Origin of the sequence: Solwaraspora sp. WMMB762, assembly GCF_049179115.1 — a bacterium.
In the GTDB taxonomy this organism is placed as follows: Bacteria; Actinomycetota; Actinomycetes; order Mycobacteriales; family Micromonosporaceae; genus Micromonospora_E.
The window spans coordinates 6,199,363-6,221,149 of the sequence record NZ_JBMHMD010000001.1; the positions used below are offsets into that span (position 1 = coordinate 6,199,363).

The following is a 21,787-nucleotide window of genomic DNA, read 5'->3' on the forward strand; positions in this document are numbered from 1 at the left end:
GGTACCGCTGCGACCCGTACCGGTCAGAGCGGGATGTTGCCGTGCTTCTTCGGCGGCAGGGTCTCCCGCTTGCCGCGCAGCATCCGCAGCCCGCGCGCCACCTGCACCCGGGTCTGCGACGGTGCGATGACCGAGTCGACGTAGCCGCGCTCGGCGGCGACGTACGGGTTGGCCAGCCGCTCCTCGTACTCGGCGATCCGCTGCGCCCGAACCGCCGCCGGGTCGTCGGCGGCGGCCAGCTCGGCGCGGTAGAGGATGTTCACCGCGCCCTGTGCGCCCATCACCGCGATCTGCGCGGTCGGCCAGGCGAAGTTCAGGTCCGCGCCGAGATGCTTCGACCCCATCACGTCGTACGCGCCGCCGTACGCCTTGCGGGTGATGACGGTGACCTTCGGGACGGTCGCCTCGGCGTACGCGTAGATCAGCTTCGCGCCGCGCCGGATGATGCCGTCCCACTCCTGGTCGGTGCCGGGCAGGAAACCGGGCACGTCGACGAAGGTCAGCACCGGGACGTTGAACGCGTCGCAGGTGCGCACGAACCGGGCGGCCTTCTCCGAGGCCCCGATGTCCAGGCAGCCGGCGAAGTGCATCGGCTGGTTGGCGACCACCCCGACCGGCCGGCCCTCGATGCGGCCGAAGCCGACCACGATGTTCTGCGCGTACAGCGGCTGGACCTCCAGGAACTCGCCGTCGTCCAGGACGTGTTCGATCACCCGGTGCATGTCGTACGGGTGGTTGGCCGAGTCGGGGACGATGGTGTCCAGCTCACGGTCGGTGTCGGTGACTGCCGGCTCCGCCTCGGTCGGCAACGTCGGCGGTTCGTCCAGGTTGTTGCTCGGCAGGTACGCCAGCAGCGCCTTGACGTAGTCGACGGCGTCCTCTTCGTCGGTCGCCAGATAGTGGGCGTTTCCGCTGGTGGCGTTGTGGGTGCGGGCGCCACCGAGCTCCTCCATGCCGACGTCCTCGCCGGTGACCGTCTTGATCACGTCCGGGCCGGTGATGAACATGTGCGACGTCTGGTCGACCATGATGGTGAAGTCGGTGACCGCCGGGGAGTACACCGCGCCACCCGCGCACGGCCCCATCACCAGGGAGATCTGTGGGATGACGCCCGAGGCGCGGACGTTGCGGAAGAAGATGTCGCCGTACAGGCCGAGGCTGACCACGCCCTCCTGGATGCGCGCGCCGCCGGAGTCGTTGATCCCGATCACCGGGCAGCCGATCTTCATCGCCAGGTCCATCACCTTGACGATCTTCTCGCCGAAGACCTCGCCGAGCGAGCCGCCGAAGACGGTGAAGTCCTGCGCGAAGACGCACACCTGCCGGCCGTCGACGGTGCCGTAGCCGGTCACCACCCCGTCGCCGTACGGGCGGGTGCGCTCCAGCCCGAAGTTGGTCGACCGGTGCCGGGCCAGCTCGTCCAGCTCGACAAAGGAACCCTCGTCGAGCAGCATCGCGATCCGTTCCCGGGCGGTCTTCTTACCCCGGGCATGCTGTTTCTCGACCGCGCGGGCCGAGCCGGCATGCACCGCCTCGTCGACCCGGCGTTCCAGGTCCGCCAGCTTGCCGGCGGTGCTGTGGAGGTCGGTTCCGGTCCCGGACTGCTCACTCGTCACGCCCACACCGCGGATGCTATCGACGTCGCGACCGCCGGTCAGGGGCCGACGGTGTGCGGTTTCCCTCAGTACGCCGTCGTCGCCCCGGCCCCGGCCCGGCCCGATCGACCCCGGGACGACGTTTCCTGCCTGTTGCCCGATTCGTTACCACCACGTGACAGTGTTGGGAGTTGCGCTGATCGCGTCCGGTCTGACGGTGCTGCTGGTGATGCGGCGGACGCTCTGGCCGGCGCGGGCGGCCACCGTCGGCAGCCGTAGGGCCGGAAGTCTGGACGCCGCGCCGCATCGGCGCCGGCGAGGGCGGGGGCGACGTCGGGCCACCCGCACCGGGCTGTTCCGTCGCCGGACGACGCCCGGTGGACGCCACACGGTCGGCGTGGCCGTGCCGCGCCAACGTCGGGGCGGCCGACCCGCCGTCGCACTGCCGGAGCCGCCGGTGGCCGCCGTGCCGCCCGTCGTTGTGCCGCCGGTTGCTGCTGTGCCGCCGGCTGCCGCGCCGCCGGCTGCTGCTGACGAGGATTTCGACTGGTTCGACCGGCCGACGGACGCCTACGCACAACCCGTACGAGCGTCGGACCGGGCCGTCCCTCCTTCGGACCCGGCCGTTCCCGTGTCGGATCCGGCCGTCCTCGCGTCGGACCCGCCGGTAGCAGTGCCGGTGGTCGGTACGACCGTCACCGGGCATCCGTTCCGCGGCGTGGCACCGGTGCCGCAGTGGCGCGACCACTGGTAGCGCGACGGAGCGACACCGGCCCAACCTGAAAGACTGCTCCGCTGCGGAGGGAGGCGGCGGAGCAGCCACGATTCCGGGACCCGCGTCTCAGTGAGAGGGCCTGGGTCAGGGTTGCGGTGGCCCGGATGGCTGGGTGGTGGTGAGGAAGGCGGCGGGCACGCCCGAGTCGATGAGATGACCGCGCATCCGGTCGAGCGCGTCAGGTGTCCAGTCTGGATAGGCGGACAGGAACAACAACCGCTGGGCGGCGCGGCGATCGGTTCGGGCTTCGGCGATCGAGTCCTTGACCATGTTCGCCGCCACCTCGAAGTCGTCGTCGATGCGAACGCCGCCAGTCGGGATGCCGACTGCGGCGAGTCGGGCCGGCTGCGGCCGGGCGGCGAACACGACGGTGACGATGACGAGCAGCCCGCCGACGGCGCTGGAGGCGGGAAGAAGCCACGGCGGTGCCGCTGTCCAGTACGGGACGGGCGACAGCGCGTGGTGCACACTGGGGAGCGGGCCGCCGGTGTGAGAGTGCGGACGTATCGCGTGCGCGAGGCTGACATACAGGGCGATGACGGGTGCCGCGAGGACGAGGACGGTGGTAGCGGACAGCGCAGCTACGGTGATCCGGTGCGCGGGGTGCGTCGAGTGGATCCGCCGCGCTACCGCCGCCGCGAGCAGCCATCCGGCGGACAGCCCGAGCGCCACGCCTGCGACCAGCAGGATGCGCAGCACTGGTGAGCCTGCGGCCCAGGCGTCCACCCCGACCGTGGTCTTGCCGCCGACGGACATGCCGGCGATCGCGACGACCAGTCCGTGATGCTCGGCGGTGAACCGGTCGTAACGGGAGGGGATGTAGTCGCTGGTCCAGGCAGCGGGGTCCGCTACGCCTGCCTGGTCGTGTACGACCTCGATCTCTGAGACCGACCAGCCGGCGGCGGCGTAGCGCTGCCGGGCCTGCGACGCGTCCCACCTGCCGTCCAAGGTCACCGCAGTGAATACCCGGTCCGCTGTTCGTGCCGAGGTCTGCCGCAGCACGACCGAAGGAGCCTCGACGCCGCTGGCACGTCTGGTCAGGTCGACCATCGCGGTGTCGCTGGGAAGATCGGTCAGGGTGGCTGCCCCGAGCATGGATCCGGTCGCCGCGCCGAACGCCCCGAGCACCGCCGTGACCACGACCGCTGCCGCTACCGTGACGGGACGACGGTCGGGAAGCGAAAGCCACCGACGGAGGCGCCCGCCGCGTGGAGCCGAGCTGGTTCCGGCGATCGCCGAGGTGCTCACCCAGCCACTCCTGCCATCGACAGCAGTAGGTCAAGCGGGCGGCTCTCCATGCCCCATAGGGTACGGGTGCCTTCAAGCTGCGTCCATCGGATCGCAAGCAGTGGCCCGCTGTCGTACCCGCGACGGGGACCTGTCGAGCACGGGACGACCATCTTCTGCCGCTTGTCTGCTGTGGATCGCCGGCCGGCGATCCACGCCGGCAGGCGACCATGGTCTTCGGTCTGGATGGTCTACTCGCCCGGCATGCTTCCCCGCGGCTGGCGGCAGACGCTGCAGTACGACACCGAGTTGACCACGAAGGAGAAGGATGCCCTGTCCTGCCCCGGGCCGACCACCGATGCCGACCCGCCGGAGTTCTCGCAGCGGTTCTGGTTGGCGCTCAGGGTCAGGCTGGTGCCGTTGCTCATCGAGCGCGTTCCGACCGGCATGTTGATGCACCAGACGGACGTGCCCGGCAGCGGGATGCCCTGGAACAGCGTGCCGGAGAAGTTTGTGCCGGTCCAGTTGCAGAACCGGCCAGAGGTGCACAGGGCCAGCGCCGATCCGGCATCGGCCTGCGCAGTTGCCGGAACCAGCAGAGCGGCCCCGGCTGTGGCGGCGACCGCCAGCATGGCGAGCAGTTTCCTCATTGCGCCTCTCCATCCGATCCATCCGGTCGACGAAGGGGCATGACAGCCGAGCAGGTACCAAGTGACTCTGGTGACCATCGAGACCTAGAACGTTCTAGAGTCACGCCCCGTGCTGAAACGGTAACCATCAATGATCGGTGACGCAAGAATCGACCGTCACAAATTAGGGAGATCCCGTTGGTCTCCGCCACGACCCCAGGCGGCGGCTGGACTCCTTGTATCAGCGGCGCGATGCTCCTTCCCGGAGCATGCCTGGTTCTGTGGCAGACGCGGTGCGCTGCCAGGTGCCGCCGTAGGGTGGGCGGATGGCCGGCTCACCGTACACCGATCTGGACCGTCCGCCGTTGGACGAGCGTGGGCTGCGTCGCGCGTTGATCGTTACCGACGGCCTGTGGACCGACGTGCAGGTCCGGGCGCAGACCGGCTCCACCAACGCGGACGTGCTCGCCGCCGCGCGAGCCGGTGCCGCCGAAGGGCTGGTGATCGCGGCGGAGCAGCAGCACGCCGGGCGCGGGCGGCTCGGCCGCGACTGGACCTCGCCGCCGCGGGCCGGCCTCGCCGTCAGCGTGCTGCTGCAGCCGGCGGCGGCTCGGCCCGCCCGGTCGTGGCCGGCGGTGCCGGGGTCCCGGTACGGCTGGTTGCCGCTGCTGGCCGGCGTCGCGCTGGCCGAGGCGGTGGCCCGGCTGGCCGAGTTGCCGGCCGGGTTGAAATGGCCCAACGATCTGTTGATCGACGAGGCGAAGTGCGCCGGGATCCTCGCCGAGGCGGCCCCGGACGGGGCGGCCGGCCCGGCCGTGGTGCTGGGCATCGGGCTCAACGTGACGCTGCGCGTCGACGAGCTGCCGCCGCCCGGCAGTGGTCTGCGGGCCACCTCGCTGCAGCTGGCCGGAGCGGCGGCGACCGACCGGGACCCGTTGCTGCGGGCGGTGCTGCGCGGGGTGGCCGACTGGTACGGGCGGTGGCGGGCCGCCGGCGGCGACCCGGTCGCGTCCGGTCTGCGGGCGGCGTACCTGCGGCACTGTGTGACGATGGGCCGGCAGGTGCGGGTCTCGTTGCCGTCCGGAGCGGCGCACACCGGGCTGGCCGGCACGGTTGACGAGGACGGTCGCCTGGTGGTCCGTACGGCCGACGGCGAACTGGCGGTCGCGGCCGGGGACGTGACGCACGTGCGGTCCGGCGACGCGCCGGGAAACGGTACGCCCGGTTGACTGTCCGGGTGGCGGTCAACCGCTACGGTCACCCCGGCGGCCGGTGTACGGACCGCCGGCCGGGTCCCCCGCCCGGCCCGGGCTAGGAGGTTGCCGTGGCATTTCCCGAAGACATGCTCACCGCGGACGAGCATGTCGTGTTGCACCTGCACCCGCACTGGAAGGCGCTGGTCCGGCCGGTGGCGGTGACGGTGCTGGCGGTCGCCGCCGTGGTGGCCGGGTTCCTGCTGCTGCCGGAGAGCACCGCAGCCACCGTCGTGTGGTACGTGATTCTCGCGCTTGCGCTGGTCGCGGTGCTCTGGTTCGCCGTCCGGCCGTTCGCGGTCTGGCGCAGTACGCACTACGTGTTCACCAACGAGCGGGTGGTGCTGCAGCACGGGGTGTTCTCCCGGGAGCGCCGGGACATCCCGTTGAACCGGGTCAACGACCACTCCATGACGCAGCGGTTCAGCGAGCGGCTGCTCGGCTGCGGAACGTTGACCATCGAGTCCGCCGGTGAACGCGGGCAGACCGTGCTGCCCGACCTTCCGGGGGTCAGTCAGGTGCAGACGCAGCTCTACGAGCTGGTCGAGGCGCACCACGATCTGCACAGCCTGGGCGACGGTGAGCTGCGGGAAATTCTTGACGAAGCACGCACCGGGCCGGACCAGCCGGCCCCGGCGCGACCGGACAACGCCTCACCCGGCCGCTGACCGGGCGACGGCTGGCCAGCACCGCCAGGCGGGCCTGGCCCGCTGGCCAGCCGGGTCAGGTCGTCGGCCCGGCGCCGCGTAGCGCGAACCAGCCACGGAACCGGGTGCGCAGCACCTCGCGCTCCGGCCGGTCGTAGGTGTCGAGCCGGGTCAACGACCCCAGCAGGGTGACCGTGCCCAGGCCGGGCCGGGCGTCGGACAGCTTCCTGGTGAGCACGTCCAGCCGCCCGGCGAGCCGGTCACCGGCGTACACCGGGGCCAGCCAGCGCAGCTCCTCCAGGCCGGGGGAGGTGTCGGCGGCGGCCCGGGACAGCACGGCGTCCACGTACGCCCGCATGAACAGGCTGACGGTGAAGAATCCGCTGGCGATCACGGTGCCGTACGGGCTGGCCTGGGCGAGGTCCGGCTCGACGTGGTACCACTGCGGGTCGAAGCGTTCGGCGAAGCTGACCATTTCGACGCCGTCCACGGTGGTGATGCCGAGGTCGAAGGAACCGCCCGGGGCGAGATCCTCGAAGAACAGGTCGGCGTCAGCACCGGTGCCGGAGCGCACGGTCGTCGGTCAGCGCCTGGCCGGGCGGGTCGCCGCGGCGATCTCCGCGTCCAGTTCGGCGGTGATCTTCGCGGCGATCTCGGCGGCGAGTTCGGCGTCGAGCTGGTCGGCCAGAGGTGCCGTGCTGTCGAGGGCCTGCGTCGACTGGCCGGTCGGTGGCTGCCCGTCCCGCTGGATCTGCTGCGGGACCGGGCCGCCCGCCGCCGGTTCGGTCCCGGCCCCGGGCTCGACCCCGGTGGTCGGGCCGGTCTCGGCGGTCGGGCCGGTCCCGGTGGTGGGGTGGGCGGCGGGTGCCGGGCGGAAGACGAACGTGCGGTACGCCCAGAAGCGGAAGATGGTGCCGAGCACCAGTCCGATGATCTTGACGATGTTCAGGGCCAGCAGCCCGCTGATGCCGAAGCCGTACTTGGCCAGCCCCAGCACCCCGACCTCGATCGCCAGGCCGGTGAGGTTGAACAGGAAGAACAGTACGTACTCCCGCCGGATGGCCGACTTCGGCCGGTCGCGGTAGGTCCAGTGGCGGTTCATGAAGTACGAGCTGGTGGTCGCCACCAGCGCGGCGACGACAGTCGCCTTCAGCTGACCGTCGGCGAGCACGGTCAGTGCCAGAGCGTTGAACACCGCGAAGTTGACCGCGGTGTTGATGCCACCGACGGTGCCGAACTTCAGCGCCTCGCGGATGAACCTCTGCCAGCGCTCGGGCAGAAGGCGAAGTATTCGCATCAGATCACCATACGGCAGGTCGACGGGCCGTTCGGGTTGACTGGCGGGTAGGGCGGCACCGGGTGGGGCTAGTCACGGTCGCTGGCAGCGGCCGCCACCACGGCGGGTGCCGCGACGGTGAACACGAACCTGCGGTACGCCCAGAACCGGAACAGGGTGCCGACCGCCACGCCGACGATGTTGGCCGCGATGTTGTCGGCGAGCAGTGTCTGGAACACCCCCGGCCAGATGCTGCCCAGCCCGTAGTGGCTGATCCCCAGGCAGGCCAGGCCGATGCCCAGGCCCACCGCGTTGAAGAAGAAATAGAGGCCGTACTCGCGGGCCAGCCCGGACCTGACCGAGTGCCGCCAGGTCCAGAAGCGGTTGCCCACGAAGGCCACCGAGGCAGCGATCACCGTCGACAGCGTCTTCGCGCTGAGCGGGCCCATCCCGAGCACGCCTGAAGCGATGTTGAACAGGGTGATGTCGACGATGAAGGCGATCCCGCCAACCACTCCGAACTTGCCGATCTCGCGGACCAGCAGACCGAACCGGTCCCGGAGCCGGCGGATCAACCCCGGACTGGAGGCGGGCGCGGACGGCTCGCCGGCGGCGTGGACGGGCACGTGGTCGAGCGTAGCGGGTTCCCGCCCGCCGATGTGTCGGCACCGCCCGAGTTTCCGGCCGCGCCACGCTTTCGCCACCCGAGTCGTGAACACGCAGAGTGACTGAGGTTGGGGTTGGTCGAGCGCCGGAAGATCTTGCGTACAACTGCGCGTGAGAGCGAGAAACAGCTCGTCAGATTGCATGCGTCGACAACTTGTGCACTTCTTCACAAGCTCCTCGGCTGCCCTGAACGATCAATCGGTTTACCCTGAGTCCAACTCCCGGACTTGTATCCCGGCGGGTGGGCCCGACCATCCGCCGGTGCCGTGCACTCCAGGAACGAGGTCAGCGCCGACCACGAGGAGATCGCCATGACTGCAACGGCCACCGCGTCCGTACCGTCGAACGTCCCCGGCCCCGCCCCGACCAGCCACGCCCGCCTGCTCGACTGGGTCCGTCAGATCGCCAACCTCACCACACCGGACCGGGTCGTCTGGGCCGACGGTTCGCTCGCCGAATGGCACCGGCTCACCGACGAACTCGTCGACTCCGGCACCCTGGTCCGGCTGGACAGCGAACGCCGTCCCAACTCGTTCTGGGCCCGCACCGACCCGACCGACGTGGCCCGGGTCGAGGAACGTACCTTCATCTGCTCACCCGACGAGTCCGACGCCGGCCCGACCAACAACTGGGTGGACCCCGCCGAGATGAAGCGGGTGATGACCGAGCTGTACCGGGGGTGCATGCGCGGCCGGACCATGTACGTGGTCCCGTTCTGCATGGGCCCGTTGGACGCCCCGGAGCCGATGTTCGGGGTGGAGATCACCGACAGCGCGTACGTCGTCGCCTCGATGCGGATCATGACCCGGATGGGCGCCGAGGTGCTCGCCGCGATGGGCGACGACGCCGCGTTCGTACCGGCCCTGCACTCGGTCGGCGCCCCGCTCGCGCCGGGCCAGGCCGACGTGCCGTGGCCGGCCAACGAGACCAAGTACATCTCGCACTTCCCGCAGACCCGGGAAATCTGGTCGTACGGATCCGGCTACGGCGGCAACTCGCTGCTCGGCAAGAAGTGCTACGCGCTGCGGATCGCCAGCGTGATGGCCCGCGACGAGGGCTGGCTGGCCGAACACATGCTGATCCTCAAGCTCACCGCGCCGGACGGGCGGGTCCGCTACGTCGCCGGCGCGTTCCCGTCCGCCTGCGGCAAGACCAATCTGGCCATGCTGGAGCCGACCATCCCCGGTTGGAAGGTCGAGACCATCGGCGACGACATCGCCTGGATGCGGTTCGGCGACGACGGCCGGCTGTACGCGGTCAACCCCGAGTACGGGCTCTTCGGCGTCGCCCCCGGCACCGACTGGCGGACCAACGCCAACGCGATGCGGACCCTCGACCGGGGCAACTCCATCTTCACCAACGTCGCGCTGACCGACGACCGCGACGTGTGGTGGGAGGGGATGGGCGAGCCACCGGCGCACCTGACCGACTGGCGGGGCGAGGACTGGAACCCCGACCGGGGCACCGACGCCGCCCACCCGAACAGCCGGTTCTGCACCCCGATCACCCAGTGCCCGATCCTGGCCGACGAGTACCACGACCCGCGCGGCGTACCGATCGACGCGATCCTGTTCGGCGGCCGGCGACGCACCACGGTGCCGCTGGTCACCGAGGCACGCGACTGGGTGCACGGCGTCTACCTGGGCGCCACCCTCTCCTCGGAGACGACCGCTGCGGCGGCCGGCAAGGTCGGGGTGGTCCGGCGGGATCCGATGGCGATGCTGCCGTTCATCGGCTACCACGCCGGTGACTACTTCCGGCACTGGATCGAGATGGGCAAGGGCACCGACGGCGACGCCGCCAAGCTGCCCCGGATCTTCTACGTCAACTGGTTCCGCCGCGACGACGACGGCCGGTTCCTCTGGCCCGGCTTCGGGGAGAACTCCCGGGTGCTCAAATGGATCGTCGAGCGGCTGGACGGCACCGGCGCGGCGGTGGAGACCCCGATCGGCAACGTGCCGACCGTCGACGCGCTCGACCTGTCCGGCCTGGACGCCGACCCGGCCGACGTGGCCGCCGCGCTCGCCGTCGACCCGGCGCAGTGGCGCGCGGAGCTGCCGCAGATCACCGAATGGTTCGAGCGGTTCGGCGACAAACTGCCCGGGGTGCTCTGGGCGGAGCTGGACGCGCTGCGGGCCCGGTTGGACGCCGCCGACTGACCGTTGGATAGCCTGCGCCGGTGGCGGCAGTCGATCCCGGTGCGGGCCGCGCCGGACCGGTCCGCCCGGCAGCGCTCCGCCTGCCGCCGCCGGTCCGCCAGCTGGTCGGCTTGCTCGCCGTCACCGCCGCGGCCACCGTCGTGGTCGACCTGCTCAACTGGTGGTACGCCCCGGAGCGGGACGTCGGTGTGGCGGTCCGCTCCGGCTGGGCGCTGCTGCGGGCGTTCGGGTTCCTGGTCCTGATCCGGCAGGTACGCCGGGGCCGGGCCGGGGCCCGACCGTTCGGGCTGATCCTGGCGGTCACCACCGTCTTCGCGCTCGGCCGGCTGGTGGTGCCGCGCTCCGGCGTACCGCCGCTGCCCGGGGTGGTCGGGTTCGCCCTGCTCGCTGGGCTCTGCCTGGCCGTGGTGTGGCTGCTGTACCGGTCCCCGGCGGTCGGTGCGCAGCTGACCCGACACCCGGCCCGGCTGGTCCGCCACGGCCGGCGGCTGACCTGGCGCGAGGCCCCGCCCCGGCGGCCACCGGTCGCCGCCTGGCTGCTCGTCGCCCGGGTCTCGGCCTTCACCTACCCACCGTTGATGCTGGTGCCGGCGCTGGTCTCGATCGGGGTGCTGCTCGACGGCCGGCTGGTCGCCACCCCGGCGGTGGTGGCCTGGATCGCGGTCGCCACCGCCACCAGCTGGCTGGTGCTGCTGGTGTCGTTCTTCATGCTGCGCGGCCGACGCTGGGCACGCTGGCTGCTGGTCCTGGTCAGCCTCGGGGTGCTCGCCGTCGACCTGCCGCTGTGCTGGTGGCTGCTCGGCGTGGACGGTCTGGTCCGCGACGGCGCGCCGCTGGTGGTGGCGGTGGCGCTGGCCTTCTACGGTGTGTGGCGGGCCGGTCGCGTCGAGCGTGGTCGGGAGGCGGGCAGCGCCGAGCCCGGCCGGGGGAGCGTCGGTGCCGAGCCCGGCCGGACGGCAGCCGGCACCGAACCGGCCTGACGGGAGGTCCAGGTGGACGGTACGTCGGTCGTCGACGTCGCGGTGGTCGGTGCCGGGCCGGCCGGTGCCGCCGCCGCGATCGCCGCCCGCCGGGCCGGTGCCCGGGTGCTGCTGCTGGACCGGGCCGACTTTCCCCGCGACAAGCCGTGCGGCGACGGCATCGCACCGCACGCCCTCGACGTGCTGGCCGGGCTGGACGTGCCCGACCCGGTCGACGGGTTCGCCCCGGTCGGCCGGCTCCGGCTGGTCGCCCCGCACGGCGGGCAGGTCGCCGCCGAGCTGGTCCGTCCGGCGTACACGGTGCCCCGGGCCGTCTTCGACGCCCGGCTGGTCGCCGCCGCGGTCGCCGTCGGCGCGCGGCTGCGGCGGCACACCGTACGGCGGGTCACGGTCCGCGACGACCTGGTGCTGCTCGACGGCGAGATCGCGGCGCGGGCGGTGGTCGGCGCGGACGGCGCGGGATCGGTGGTACGCCGGGCGTTGGGCCACGGCGCCAACCCGGACGGACATCTGGCCCTGGCGATTCGCGGCTACGCGCCGGTCGGGGCCGTCACCAGACCCGGCGAACAGCGGATCGTCACCACAGCGGCCGGTTGGCCGGCGTACGCCTGGGCCTTTCCGATCGGTGACGGGCGGGCGAACATCGGGTACGGGGAGGTGCTGCGCGGCCGGCCGTTGACCCGGGCCCGGCTGCTGGACCGGCTGTGCGCGCTGCTGCCCGGCACCGACCTGGCGCAGGTCACCGATCTGCGGGCGCATCATCTACCGCTGTCCACCCGGCGGCCGCCGGTGGGTGCGGGTCGGCTGGTGCTGGCTGGCGACGCGCTGTCGCTGATCAACCCGTTCACCGGCGAGGGCATCTTCTACGCGGTGCTGTCCGGTGCGCTGGCCGGTGCGGCGGCGGCCGGTACGCCGGCGCTCGCCGCCCGCCGCTACCGGCAGGCGCTGCGCCGACGCCTCGGTGGGCACCTGCGGCACAGCGCCGTCGGCGCCTGGCTGGCCCGGCGGCCGACGACGGTGGACGCCGCCGTCGCGGCGGCGGCGCGGGACCGGCGCGTCTTCGACACCATCGTCGAACTCGGTCTCGGCGACGGCCAGCTGGACGCGGTCACGGTGCGCCGGCTCGCCGTGCAACTGACGATTCGCCGAGCGGCCGATACCGCGCGACGGCGCTCCGGTCGCTAGTCTGCTTGTGATGACTCTGCGGGAGCTGCTCTACTCGGTCTATGAGCGACGGCTCATGACGAGGCTGGCGGGCAAGCCGGTGCCCGGCCACGTGGGCGTGATGTGCGACGGCAACCGCCGGTGGGCCCGGGAAATGGGGTTCGTGGATCCCAACGACGGGCACCGGGTCGGCGCAGCCAAGATCAAACATCTGTTGAACTGGTGTGACCAGGCCGGCATCGGTCACGTCACGCTGTATCTGCTGGCCACCGACAACCTGCGTCGGCCGGCCCGCGAGCTGGATCCACTGCTGAGCATCATCGAGGATCTGGTCACCGAGCTGGCCGAGGAGGGCAACCCCTGGCGGCTGCGTATCGTCGGTGCGCTGGACCTGCTGCCGGATTCCACCGCGACGGCGTTGAAGGCCGCGCAGGAGCGCACCCAGACCCGGTCCGAGGGCGCGCAGGTGAACATCGCGGTCGGCTACGGTGGCCGCCGGGAGATCGCCGACGCGGTCCGCTCGCTGCTGCACGAGCACGCCAAGTCCGGCGGCACCCTGGAGGAGCTGGCCGAGGTGCTCGACGTCGACCACATCGCCGAGCATCTCTACACCCGCGGTCAGCCGGACCCGGACCTGGTCATCCGGACCAGCGGTGAGCAGCGGCTCTCCGGCTTCCTGCTGTGGCAGTCGGCGCACTCGGAGTTCTACTTCTGCGATGTGAACTGGCCCGACTTCCGTCGGGTGGACTTCCTGCGGGCGTTGCGGTCGTACGCGAACCGGCAACGCCGGTACGGCGCCTGACCAGGTCCGGTGCCTGACCGGTACGGCGCCTGACCGCCGCCCGCTCCACCGAGCGACGGTCAGCTGCCTGCGGGGACGTCAGTCCAGGGCGTGCACGGCGGAGGTCAGGAAGTCGCCGAGCGCTTCCGGCGAGTCGATGGTGAGGTCGGCGGCCGCTGACACGTCGTGCCCGGTCTCGGCGTTGGCCACCGCCACGCAGACGCCGAAGAAGTCCGGGTTGGCGCTGGCGTGTGCCCGGAGAGCGGCGAACGCCTTGATGTCGGAGACGTCGTCACCGAAGTACCAGGCGCAGCCGGCGGTGCCGACCGCGTCGCCGATGACCATGCCTTTGTCCCGGTCGACCGGCGGCTTGATCTCGATGACCATCCGCCCGCTCTGCACCCGCAGGCCGAGCTGTTCGGCCTGGGCCTGCCCCCACGATTCGACGGTTTCGGCGAGCTCGGGCGCGGTCCGGTAGTGCAGCGCGACGGACAGCCGTTTGTACTCGACCAGAGCGCCGGCAGGCAGCTCGGCGCGGGCCCGGTCGGCCAGCTCCTGCATCGCCGGGACCCAGGGCAGCGCGGCCGGCTCGGTGACCGTCGGTCCGGATCCGTGACTGTGCTCCAGCCCGTACAGTCCGTACAGGTCGACATCACTGATCGTGGCGAACTGGGCTCGGAGGAAGTCGACCGGTCGGGCCGACACGATCGCTATCCGCTGCACCACCCCGGCGAGTGACTCGATCGCCGCCAGCACCTTGGGCGCGGGCTGCACCGACGTGGGATCGTCACCGACCGGGGCGAGGGTGCCGTCGAAGTCGAAGAACAGCACGCACCGGTCGGCGCGATCGATGGTGGCTCGCCATGCCTGCTCCGCGGTCAGCGGACGGGCCAAGCGCTGGTTTCCTACCTCGAACGGCCGCACGGGCGTCAGCGTACCTGCTGCCGCCGCAGGTGCCAGACCTCTCGGCGGATGAACGTTCGGGGACGTCGGCCCTGGTGACTACGGTCCGCGAACCACCCGGCGGGTCAGTCGTCACCGCCGCTCATCAGCCGCCGACCGTGCATCCGCGGTGGAAATTGCACGACTGCCGCGTCGTGTTGCTGCCCCTGCCGGAGCAAATAGCCCTCGACGAAGCCGGAGTTGCGGTCGGCGACGTGTGAATCGACTTCATTGAGCCGGGCGACGAGAAATTCGGTGAGCGCGGTCAGCCGTCCCTGCTGTCGGTCGTTGAGGTGCGCGATGACCGCCACCAGCGTGGCGACGGACGCGCAGGCGATGACGAACAGGTTCACCACCGCTGGCACCTCGCCGCTACTCAGGACGGCGACCACGATATTCGTGGTGCCGTAAAGCGTGATCGCGACGGCCGCGATCACGACTGCCGACCATTTGAGGGTCATCGGGTTATCGACCCTCCCTCCTGTCCCGCAGGGCTGTGTCCGGGCTGTGTCCGGCCTTGTCCCGTCCCCCGTGGATGACGAGCCCAAGCAGTACGGAGAGGAACGCTATCGTGACTCAGCGTGCAAGTGGGACAGAACCGGGCCGCTTGATCGGCTTTCTTTCGCCATCTGAGAACTACCCTGCCCGCTTGGGTCCTTTGCGAGGTTCGGCCGGCAGTGGGGGTCGGTAGGCGAGATAGCGGATCGTCTCCCTGATGTGAAATTTCTCCGCATCTGAAACGTTTGGGTCGACCAGCCGGCGGAGCAGCGCCTCCACGTCCGGGTCCATCGGCGGTGCCGAGGGTGCGGGCCGGGCGCTGGTGGCGCGGTCCCAGCCGAGTACGCCGAACGCGATCGTCGGGCTGATCCCCAGTCCCTCGCAGAACGAGACCACCCGCTCGGCCTCCGGATCACTGGACCACTCGCCGCGTACCCACCGGTTGATGGTCTGGCGGGACACGCCGGTGCGTCGGGAGACCTCCGAGCCGGTCCAGGCGCGGGTCGCGCGCGCGTCGGCGAGCGCCTTGCGTACGAAGGCGGCGAAGGCGATCTTCCGCGCGGCGGAGCTGTCCGGCACCGGCCGACGGTACGGCGAATCACCGCTTTTCCTGGGGGCAGGAAGCCTTCTGTACTGTGTTTGTGACAGAGCTTTGTGAATCTCTGTCGGGAAATCTTCCCTTGTCACGAGGGGTGCCACGGGTGCAGTTTAAGGACGAAGTGGGGTGGCGCTAATCACCCGAAAAGACGATGCTGTCACTTGCGCGTGACGCTTTACTCTACGTCACGTGCTTGAGACGCTGAGTGAGTGGAGTTGTCGCTTACACGTGACGGAGACGGTGCGGTGACCGAACTCGCGACCCGGGCCCAGGCCTTCGGCCTGATCGCGGACGCCGTCGCCGGCGGCTTGACCGCGCCGTGGCGGCTGTACCTGGCACGGGGGTGTCGTCACCTGTCGCTCAACGTGGGGGACCGGTCCGAGTGGAACGCGTGGCGGGCGCACCTCGGCTGTCCGGAGTTGAGTGTGCGGGTCTACGACGCCGGAGGGGAGATCCGGCGGGCCTCGGTGGCCGAGGTGGTGCTGGGCGGTTGCCGGATCAGCGTCGAACTGGTCGAAGAGGTGAGGACCGACGACATCGATCGGCTGCTCACCGACGACCCGACGTCGTTCGAGTCGGAGGAGACATGATCCCAGAGATCGGGGCGACCGGATGAGCTCGTTCTTCGCGGTCTTCCTGGTGTTGCTGCTGGCCTCGGCCAGTTACGCCGCCGGCCGGCTGCACGGCCAGCTCAGCTACCGGATCGGCTACCGGTTCGGCTACCGGCAGGGGTACTTCGACGGTGACCGCGGGGCGTGGACCCGGCGGCGCCGGGAGACCCGGGCCGCGATCGCGTCGGTGCTGCCGGAACCAGCCCGTCCGGTGGCCCGTCCGGTGGCTGCCGGAGTCGACCTGGCGGTCCGTCCGGGCACCACCTACACCGGTGCGGCCTTCGTCGGTGGGCCTGGCCTCGGCGGGCCTGGCCTCGGCGGGCCTGGCCTCGGCGGGCCTGGCCTCGGTGGGCCTGGCCTCGATGGGACCGGTGGCCGGCACTCGACGGAACTGCTGGCCGGCCGACATCCCTGACCGGTCGCGGCCGCAGCGATGAGCTTTTCCGAGTGCGGTGTCGTGTTGAGGCGGACGCGACACCGCCAGGGAACCCCGGCGTCACCGCGCCGGAGTTCCTCCCGGCCGGGATGCGTGCAGGGGGTGCGCATCCCGGCCGGCCGCCTGCGCGGCTCGGATGTGTCCGTCGCGTGACCGGTGTGTGTCGGACCTGGGTACGGATCGCCATTTGCCCCGCTCACCTCCGGTGTGTGGGCCGAAGATCGGCTCTGACGCCTAGCCGAGGTCGGGATCCGGCGGCTAGCGTCTAGTCATGGTCCGGGGTCGTCCCGGGCCAGCCGGACGGTCCGGACCTGCAGTCGCATGGGTTCCGCATCCGACCCGTGCCTTCGGGCCCCGGTGGAGCCGGATCGCGGGCGGATCGGGTGCACGCCCGACGGAGCAGGCCTGTGACGAGTCGACGTACCACCCCCCGGGCCGATCAGAGCCCGACCGCCGCCGCTGTCCCGTCCAGCCGTAGCCGGACCCGCCGAGCCCCGGACGCCGCCGCGTCCGAGTCGGCCGACCGGTCCGCCGGCCCAGCCCAACCGGAGCCGCCAATCGCCGCCCGCGCGTACGTCCTGGACACCTCGGTCCTGCTGTCCGACCCGGGGGCGTTCCACCGGTTCGCCGAGCACGAGGTGGTGATCCCGCTGGTGGTGATCTCCGAGCTGGAAGGCAAGCGGCACCATCCGGAGCTCGGCTGGTTCGCCAGGCAGTCCCTGCGGATGCTGGACGAACTCCGGGTCCGCCACGGCCGGTTGGACCAGCCGGTGCCGGCCAACGAGTCGGGCGGCACGTTGCGGGTCGAGCTCAACCACGCCGACACCGACGTACTGCCGCCGGGGTTCCGCAACGAGTCCAACGACACCCGGATCCTGTCGGTCGCGCTCAGCATGGGCGCGGAGGGCCGGGACGTGGTGCTGGTCAGCAAGGACATGCCGCTGCGGGTCAAGGCCGCCTCGGTCGGTCTGGTCGCCGACGAGTACCGGCACGGCCAGGCCAGCGACCCGACCTGGACCGGGATGGCCGAGCTGGAGTCCACCGACGAGCAGGTCAAGCAGTTGTACGCGGGCGAGGCCGTCGACCTGGACAGCGCCGCCGGGCTGCCCTGCCACACCGGCCTGGTGCTGCACGGCACCGGCGGCGCCGCGCTCGGCCGGGTGATGGCCGACAAGACGGTACGGCTGGTACGCGGTGACCGGGAGGCGTTCGGGCTGCGTGGTCGCTCCGCCGAGCAGCGGATCGCGTTGGACCTGCTGCTCGACGAGTCGATCGGGATCGTCTCGCTGGGCGGTCGGGCCGGCACCGGCAAGTCGGCGCTGGCTCTGTGCGCCGGGCTGGAAGCGGTGATGGAACGGCGCCGGCACAAGAAGGTCGTCGTCTTCCGTCCGCTGTACGCCGTCGGCGGTCAGGAGCTCGGCTACCTGCCCGGGTCCGAGTCGGAGAAGATGTCGCCGTGGGCCCAGGCGGTCTTCGACACCCTCGGCGCGGTGGTGCACGAGAACGTGATGGAGGAGGTGCTCGCCCGCGGCATGCTGGAAGTGCTGCCGCTGACCCACATCCGGGGTCGCAGCCTGCACGACGCCTTCGTGATCGTGGACGAGGCCCAGTCGTTGGAACGCAACGTCCTGCTCACCGTGCTGTCCCGGATCGGACAGGGCTCCCGGGTGGTGCTCACCCACGACGTCGCGCAGCGGGACAATCTGCGGGTGGGCCGGCACGACGGGGTGACCGCGGTGATCGAGGCGCTGAAGGGGCATCCGCTGTTCGCCCATGTCACGCTGACCCGTTCGGAGCGTTCTCCCATCGCCGAAATGGTTACTGATCTGTTGGAGGACATCCCGCGCTGACCTCGCCCGGTGTGGGGCTATGCCCCACTTTAGGGTGAAAATTAGCGTGACCAGTATCACATTCAAAGTCCCGCGTTTCCCAACGGCCTCACCGTGAGCGATGGTGGTCGACGAGCGCGCGCACCGGCGACGACCGATATCCGGGTCGTCGGTGGTGGTGCGTCAGCCGACCACCATCGCGGCCGGCCGACGCGCGACCCACCCGGTCGGGCGCTCACGGCGTGCCCGAACCAGCCGCACCGCCGCACCGCACGTGACGGTCGCGCCGCACCTGGCAGCGGCCGAAGCGAGCCGCCGTTCAGCCGGCCGGCCACGCGGTCGCGAGCGGTGTCGACCGGCCCGGCCCGCCGTGCCCTTGCCCCCGACGAAGGGACCACTTCGTGAGTCGGCTGTGGAGCCGGTTCGGTGTCCGGGCACTCGCCGTCGGCCTGCTCGTGACAGGCGTCGCCGGCGGGTTCTACCTGGAGAGCGACCGGGAGACCCAGCAACGCATCAGCGACGCCCGCCTGGCCGCCGAGGCCGAGCAGGTCGAGCTCGAACTGCTGCGCCAGCGCCGGGCCGAACACCAGCGGATGACGGTGCAACGCCGTACCGCCGAACGGGAAGCCACGGAGAAGGCCCTCGCCACGGCCAAGGCCGAGGCGGCCAAGGCCAAGCGGGCGGAGCAGGTGACCCAGCAGAAGCAGCAGGAGGCGGCGGCCCGGCCGCCGGCGGCGACGGTGCCCTTCACCGGCGAGATTCCGGAGTCCTGCGACGAGTTCAGCGGCAACCGGGCGATCGGCTGCGCCCTCACCCTGGAAAGGGGGTGGGGCCTCGACCAGTTCGCCTGCCTGAACAAGCTGTGGAACAAGGAGAGCGGCTGGAACCACAAGGCCTACAACGCGGCCTCCGGTGCCACCGGTATCCCCCAGGCGGTGCCGGGCAACAAGATGTCCTCGGCCGGCGCTGACTGGCAGACGAACCCGGCGACCCAGATCAAGTGGGGCCTCGGGTACATCAAAAATCGCTACAGCACCCCGTGTGGCGCGTGGCAGCAGTCACAGAACGCCGGCTGGTACTGATCCGGCTCGGACTGTCGGCAGCACCTGTCGCACTCGTCACCGGCGGCGGTACGGACCTGATCGTCCGTACCGCCGCCGGTGTTTTTGTATGGTTTTCGCCAGCTGTCGGCTGGCGTCGGTTGCGCGGACCTGATAGCTACTAGGAGATGGCGTACATGGGGACCTCCGGTGGTGACCCGAACCGGTTCGGCACCGAGGCCTTCTACGCCTCGCTGGGCCGGGCGTTCGTCGCGATGTGCGCGGTCGTCCCCGTGCTGTTCGTCATCGAGGCGTTCGACGTCTGGCTGAGCGCCGGCTTCGACCTGGCCGCCGGCATCATCCCCCGGCGCATCGACGGGCTGGACGGGGTGTTCTTCGCCCCGTTCCTGCACCACGGCTTCGACCACCTCTACAGCAACAGCGTCCCGTTGATCCTGCTCGGCACCTTCGTCCTGGCCGCCGGGGTCCGCCGGTTCCTCTACTCCACCCTGGTGATCATCCTGGTCAGCGGGCTCGGCGTGTGGTTCACCGGTGCCCCGAACACAGTGGTGGTCGGCGCCAGCGGGGTCGTCTTCGGCTACCTCGGTCTGGTGCTGATGCGCGGCATCGTCGAGCGCACCTGGTGGAACCTCGGCGTCGTCCTGCTGGTCGGCCTGCTCTACGGCTGGCAGCTGGTCGGCATCCTGCCGACCGACGCGTTGATCTCCTGGCAGGGCCACCTCTTCGGGTTCGTCGGCGGGGTGCTCGCCGCGATCCTGTTCCGCCGCCGACGCGACTACGACCCGTACGACCCGGATCCGCTCACCATGCCCTGACCGCGCCCCGGGTCAGAGGTCGAGCTCGGCGATCGGCCGGCCGTCGAAGTCGACCGCCGAGTAGAGCGCCAGCTTCTCCAACCGGTGATGCGAGTCGATCACCCGGATCGTGCCGCTCTTGGAGCGCATCACGATCGACTGGGTGTACGCCCCACCCGAGCGGTACCGCACCCCGTGCAGCAGGTCACCCGAGGTGACCCCGGTGGCGACGAAGAAGCAGTTGTCGCCGGTGACCAGGTCGTCGGTACGCAGCACCCGGCCCAGGTCATGCCCGGCGGCGACGGCCTTGTCCCGCTCCGCGTCGTCGCGTGGCCAGAGTTTCGCCTGCATCGCGCCGCCCATGCACTTCAGCGCGCAGGCGGCGATGATCCCCTCCGGGGTGCCGCCGATGCCCATCAGCACGTCGACGTCGGACTCCTCGCGGGCCGCCGAGATCGCGCTCGCGATGTCACCGTCGGACAGGAACCGGATCCGGGCACCGGCGTCGCGGATCTCCTGCACCAGCTCGGTGTGGCGGGGCCGGTCGAGGATGCTCACCGTCACGTCGGAGACGCTCGACTTCTTGACCCGGGCAATCCGCTGCAGGTTCTCCCGCACCCCGGCCTCGATGTCGATGACGTCGGCGCAGTCCGGGCCGACCGCCAGCTTCTCCATGTAGAAGACCGCGCTGGGGTCGAACATGGCGCCCCGTTCCGCCACCGCCAGCACCGCGAGGGCGTTCGGCATGCCCTTGCTCATCAGGGTGGTGCCGTCGATCGGGTCGACGGCGACGTCGACCTCCGGCCCGGAGCCGTCACCGACCCGTTCTCCGTTGAACAGCATCGGGGCGTTGTCCTTCTCGCCCTCGCCGATCACGACGACGCCACGCATCTGGATCGAGTTGATCAGTTTGCGCATCGCGTCGACCGCGGCGCCGTCACCGCCTTCCTTGTCTCCCCGACCCACCCACCGGCCGGCGGCCATCGCTGCGGCTTCGGTCACCCGGACCAGGTCCAGGGCCAGGTTACGGTCGAGATTCTGCGGGTTGCGGGTGCCGGTTCCAGTCATCGGTGCTCCTCCTCGCGACGGTGCGGGGCGCATCCCGGAGCACGGCGTCGCCGGCTCCGGTCCTGAGGGAATCCTGGCACGTCACGACGGTGCCGGGTGGTCGCGGGGTGGTCGCGGAGTGGCCCGGCCGCAGGTCGGTCCGCGTATCGGTCCGCGTATGGGTCCACCAGTCCGTGCGTCGGTCCGCGTCGGCGAGCTGGGAGGATGGGCGGATGGAGACGACCGGGCCGGCGAGGCCGGCGCGCGACCGGGCCGAACGCACCCCGAAGGACATCACCCTGTCGCTGCTCGTCCTGCTGGTACCGATCCTGCTGGTGTTCGGGTTCTACCGGGTCTTCCTCGGTGCCGACGACCCGGTGGCGGTGGATCCCGGGCCGGCGTACGAGCAGGCCGGCGCGGCGGGCGAGTTCCCGGTGCGCGCGCCCGCCGGTCTCGGACCGGACTGGGTCGCGGTGAGCGCGGTCTTCCGGCCGGCGTCGGCGGCGGACGGTCCGACGCTGCGGCTGGGCTACGTCACCCCGGCCGGTGCCGCCGTCCAGGTGGTGCAGAGTTCACGGCCGGCACCCGAGCTGCTGGTGGCGGAGCTGACCGCGACCGCGCAGCCGCAGGGCGATGTGGCGATCGGGGCGACAACCTGGCAGCGGTACGCGGCCCGGCCCGGCGAACGCGCACTGGTGTGGCTGGCGCCGCAGCACAGTGTGCTGGTGGTCGGCACGGCCGACTCCGACGAGTTGCGGCTGATGGCCGAGGCGCTCACCCCCCGCTGATCCGTCGGCGGGTCCGGCCCGTCCAGGGCGG

The 21,787-nt window shown here is 71.0% G+C and carries 23 protein-coding genes; 13 read left to right on the forward strand and 10 right to left on the reverse strand.

The features are described 5' to 3' along the window. Nucleotides 1-23: 23 nt before the first annotated feature. Entirely contained in the window at nt 24-1,616 is a 1,593-nt protein-coding gene (locus tag ACN27J_RS27815) for an acyl-CoA carboxylase subunit beta (RefSeq protein WP_421372538.1), read from the reverse strand. A 436-nt stretch (nt 1,617-2,052) separates the two neighbouring features. On the opposite strand from ACN27J_RS27815, the gene ACN27J_RS27820 reads away from it, so the two are divergent. Beyond that, nucleotides 2,053-2,349 (forward strand): hypothetical protein, encoded by a 297-nt coding sequence (locus ACN27J_RS27820; RefSeq protein ID WP_421370753.1) that lies wholly within the window; start codon nt 2,053-2,055, stop codon nt 2,347-2,349. 105 nt (nt 2,350-2,454) lie between these two features. Here ACN27J_RS27820 and ACN27J_RS27825 read toward each other — a convergent pair whose 3' ends face one another. Both ACN27J_RS27825 and ACN27J_RS27830 read right to left on the reverse strand, forming a co-directional pair. After that, nucleotides 2,455-3,510 (reverse strand): hypothetical protein, encoded by a 1,056-nt coding sequence (locus ACN27J_RS27825; protein WP_421370755.1) that lies wholly within the window; start codon nt 3,508-3,510, stop codon nt 2,455-2,457. Between the two features lie 338 nt (nt 3,511-3,848). After that, entirely contained in the window at nt 3,849-4,247 is a 399-nt protein-coding gene (locus ACN27J_RS27830; RefSeq protein WP_421370757.1) for a hypothetical protein, read from the reverse strand. Nucleotides 4,248-4,552: 305 nt separating this feature from the next. On the opposite strand from ACN27J_RS27830, the gene ACN27J_RS27835 reads away from it, so the two are divergent. Both ACN27J_RS27835 and ACN27J_RS27840 read left to right on the forward strand, forming a co-directional pair. Next, nucleotides 4,553-5,455, forward strand: a complete 903-nt coding sequence (locus ACN27J_RS27835) for a biotin--[acetyl-CoA-carboxylase] ligase (protein WP_421370758.1) — start codon at nt 4,553-4,555, stop codon at nt 5,453-5,455. A 95-nt stretch (nt 5,456-5,550) separates the two neighbouring features. After that, the gene (locus ACN27J_RS27840; protein WP_421370760.1) at nt 5,551-6,147 is read left to right on the forward strand and encodes a PH domain-containing protein; all 597 of its coding nucleotides are present in this window, start codon (nt 5,551-5,553) and stop codon (nt 6,145-6,147) included. Nucleotides 6,148-6,202: 55 nt separating this feature from the next. Here the strand turns inward: ACN27J_RS27840 and ACN27J_RS27845 are convergent, their stop codons facing one another. The 3 genes from ACN27J_RS27845 to ACN27J_RS27855 form a co-directional block, all read right to left on the reverse strand. Continuing rightward, a complete protein-coding gene (locus ACN27J_RS27845; protein WP_278167091.1) occupies nt 6,203-6,700 on the reverse strand; it encodes a MaoC/PaaZ C-terminal domain-containing protein in 498 nt (165 codons plus the stop codon). Between the two features lie 9 nt (nt 6,701-6,709). Beyond that, the gene (locus ACN27J_RS27850) at nt 6,710-7,423 is read right to left on the reverse strand and encodes a GtrA family protein (RefSeq protein ID WP_421370762.1); all 714 of its coding nucleotides are present in this window, start codon (nt 7,421-7,423) and stop codon (nt 6,710-6,712) included. Between the two features lie 68 nt (nt 7,424-7,491). Then, on the reverse strand, nt 7,492-8,028 hold the full coding sequence (locus tag ACN27J_RS27855; protein WP_278167093.1) for a GtrA family protein: 537 nt from the start codon (nt 8,026-8,028) through the stop codon (nt 7,492-7,494). A 351-nt stretch (nt 8,029-8,379) separates the two neighbouring features. Between ACN27J_RS27855 and ACN27J_RS27860 the strand changes: the two genes are divergently transcribed. The 4 genes from ACN27J_RS27860 to ACN27J_RS27875 are packed head-to-tail and all read left to right on the forward strand — an operon-like array spanning nt 8,380 to nt 13,173. Next, complete coding sequence (locus ACN27J_RS27860; protein ID WP_421370764.1) at nt 8,380-10,227, forward strand: phosphoenolpyruvate carboxykinase (GTP); 1,848 nt, start codon at nt 8,380-8,382, stop codon at nt 10,225-10,227. Between the two features lie 20 nt (nt 10,228-10,247). Next, the gene (locus tag ACN27J_RS27865; protein ID WP_421370765.1) at nt 10,248-11,207 is read left to right on the forward strand and encodes a hypothetical protein; all 960 of its coding nucleotides are present in this window, start codon (nt 10,248-10,250) and stop codon (nt 11,205-11,207) included. 12 nt (nt 11,208-11,219) lie between these two features. Then, nucleotides 11,220-12,392, forward strand: coding sequence for a geranylgeranyl reductase family protein (locus ACN27J_RS27870; RefSeq protein ID WP_421370767.1), 1,173 nt, complete (start codon nt 11,220-11,222; stop codon nt 12,390-12,392). Between the two features lie 10 nt (nt 12,393-12,402). Continuing rightward, entirely contained in the window at nt 12,403-13,173 is a 771-nt protein-coding gene (locus ACN27J_RS27875) for an isoprenyl transferase (RefSeq protein ID WP_421370769.1), read from the forward strand. Between the two features lie 78 nt (nt 13,174-13,251). On the opposite strand, the gene otsB is transcribed toward ACN27J_RS27875, so the two are convergent. The 3 genes from otsB to ACN27J_RS27890 all read right to left on the reverse strand — a co-directional run bounded on the left by otsB (nt 13,252) and on the right by ACN27J_RS27890 (nt 15,171). Then, nucleotides 13,252-14,076 (reverse strand): trehalose-phosphatase, encoded by an 825-nt coding sequence (gene otsB / locus ACN27J_RS27880; RefSeq protein ID WP_421370771.1) that lies wholly within the window; start codon nt 14,074-14,076, stop codon nt 13,252-13,254. Between the two features lie 104 nt (nt 14,077-14,180). After that, nucleotides 14,181-14,555: a hypothetical protein gene (locus ACN27J_RS27885; RefSeq protein WP_278167102.1), complete on the reverse strand. Its 375-nt coding sequence runs from the start codon at nt 14,553-14,555 to the stop codon at nt 14,181-14,183. Nucleotides 14,556-14,730: 175 nt separating this feature from the next. After that, complete coding sequence (locus ACN27J_RS27890; RefSeq protein WP_278167104.1) at nt 14,731-15,171, reverse strand: XRE family transcriptional regulator; 441 nt, start codon at nt 15,169-15,171, stop codon at nt 14,731-14,733. Nucleotides 15,172-15,435: 264 nt separating this feature from the next. On the opposite strand from ACN27J_RS27890, the gene ACN27J_RS27895 reads away from it, so the two are divergent. From ACN27J_RS27895 to ACN27J_RS27915, 5 genes are all read left to right on the forward strand, one after another. Beyond that, nucleotides 15,436-15,780 (forward strand): hypothetical protein, encoded by a 345-nt coding sequence (locus tag ACN27J_RS27895; protein ID WP_278167105.1) that lies wholly within the window; start codon nt 15,436-15,438, stop codon nt 15,778-15,780. 22 nt (nt 15,781-15,802) lie between these two features. Further along, a complete protein-coding gene (locus ACN27J_RS27900) occupies nt 15,803-16,216 on the forward strand; it encodes a hypothetical protein (RefSeq protein ID WP_421370774.1) in 414 nt (137 codons plus the stop codon). A 428-nt stretch (nt 16,217-16,644) separates the two neighbouring features. Further along, nucleotides 16,645-18,087, forward strand: coding sequence for a PhoH family protein (locus ACN27J_RS27905; protein ID WP_421370776.1), 1,443 nt, complete (start codon nt 16,645-16,647; stop codon nt 18,085-18,087). 380 nt (nt 18,088-18,467) lie between these two features. Beyond that, nucleotides 18,468-19,148: a transglycosylase SLT domain-containing protein gene (locus tag ACN27J_RS27910; protein ID WP_421370778.1), complete on the forward strand. Its 681-nt coding sequence runs from the start codon at nt 18,468-18,470 to the stop codon at nt 19,146-19,148. 155 nt (nt 19,149-19,303) lie between these two features. Further along, nucleotides 19,304-19,942: a rhomboid family intramembrane serine protease gene (locus ACN27J_RS27915; RefSeq protein WP_370461577.1), complete on the forward strand. Its 639-nt coding sequence runs from the start codon at nt 19,304-19,306 to the stop codon at nt 19,940-19,942. A gap of 12 nt (nt 19,943-19,954) precedes the next feature. Here ACN27J_RS27915 and glpX read toward each other — a convergent pair whose 3' ends face one another. Next, nucleotides 19,955-20,989 (reverse strand): class II fructose-bisphosphatase, encoded by a 1,035-nt coding sequence (gene glpX / locus ACN27J_RS27920; RefSeq protein ID WP_421370780.1) that lies wholly within the window; start codon nt 20,987-20,989, stop codon nt 19,955-19,957. Nucleotides 20,990-21,201: 212 nt separating this feature from the next. Between glpX and ACN27J_RS27925 the strand changes: the two genes are divergently transcribed. After that, nucleotides 21,202-21,756 carry a DUF4245 domain-containing protein gene (locus ACN27J_RS27925; protein WP_421370782.1) on the forward strand — a complete coding sequence of 185 codons (555 nt, stop codon included), beginning with the start codon at nt 21,202-21,204 and terminating at the stop codon, nt 21,754-21,756. The last annotated feature ends 31 nt before the right edge of the window (nt 21,757-21,787 follow it).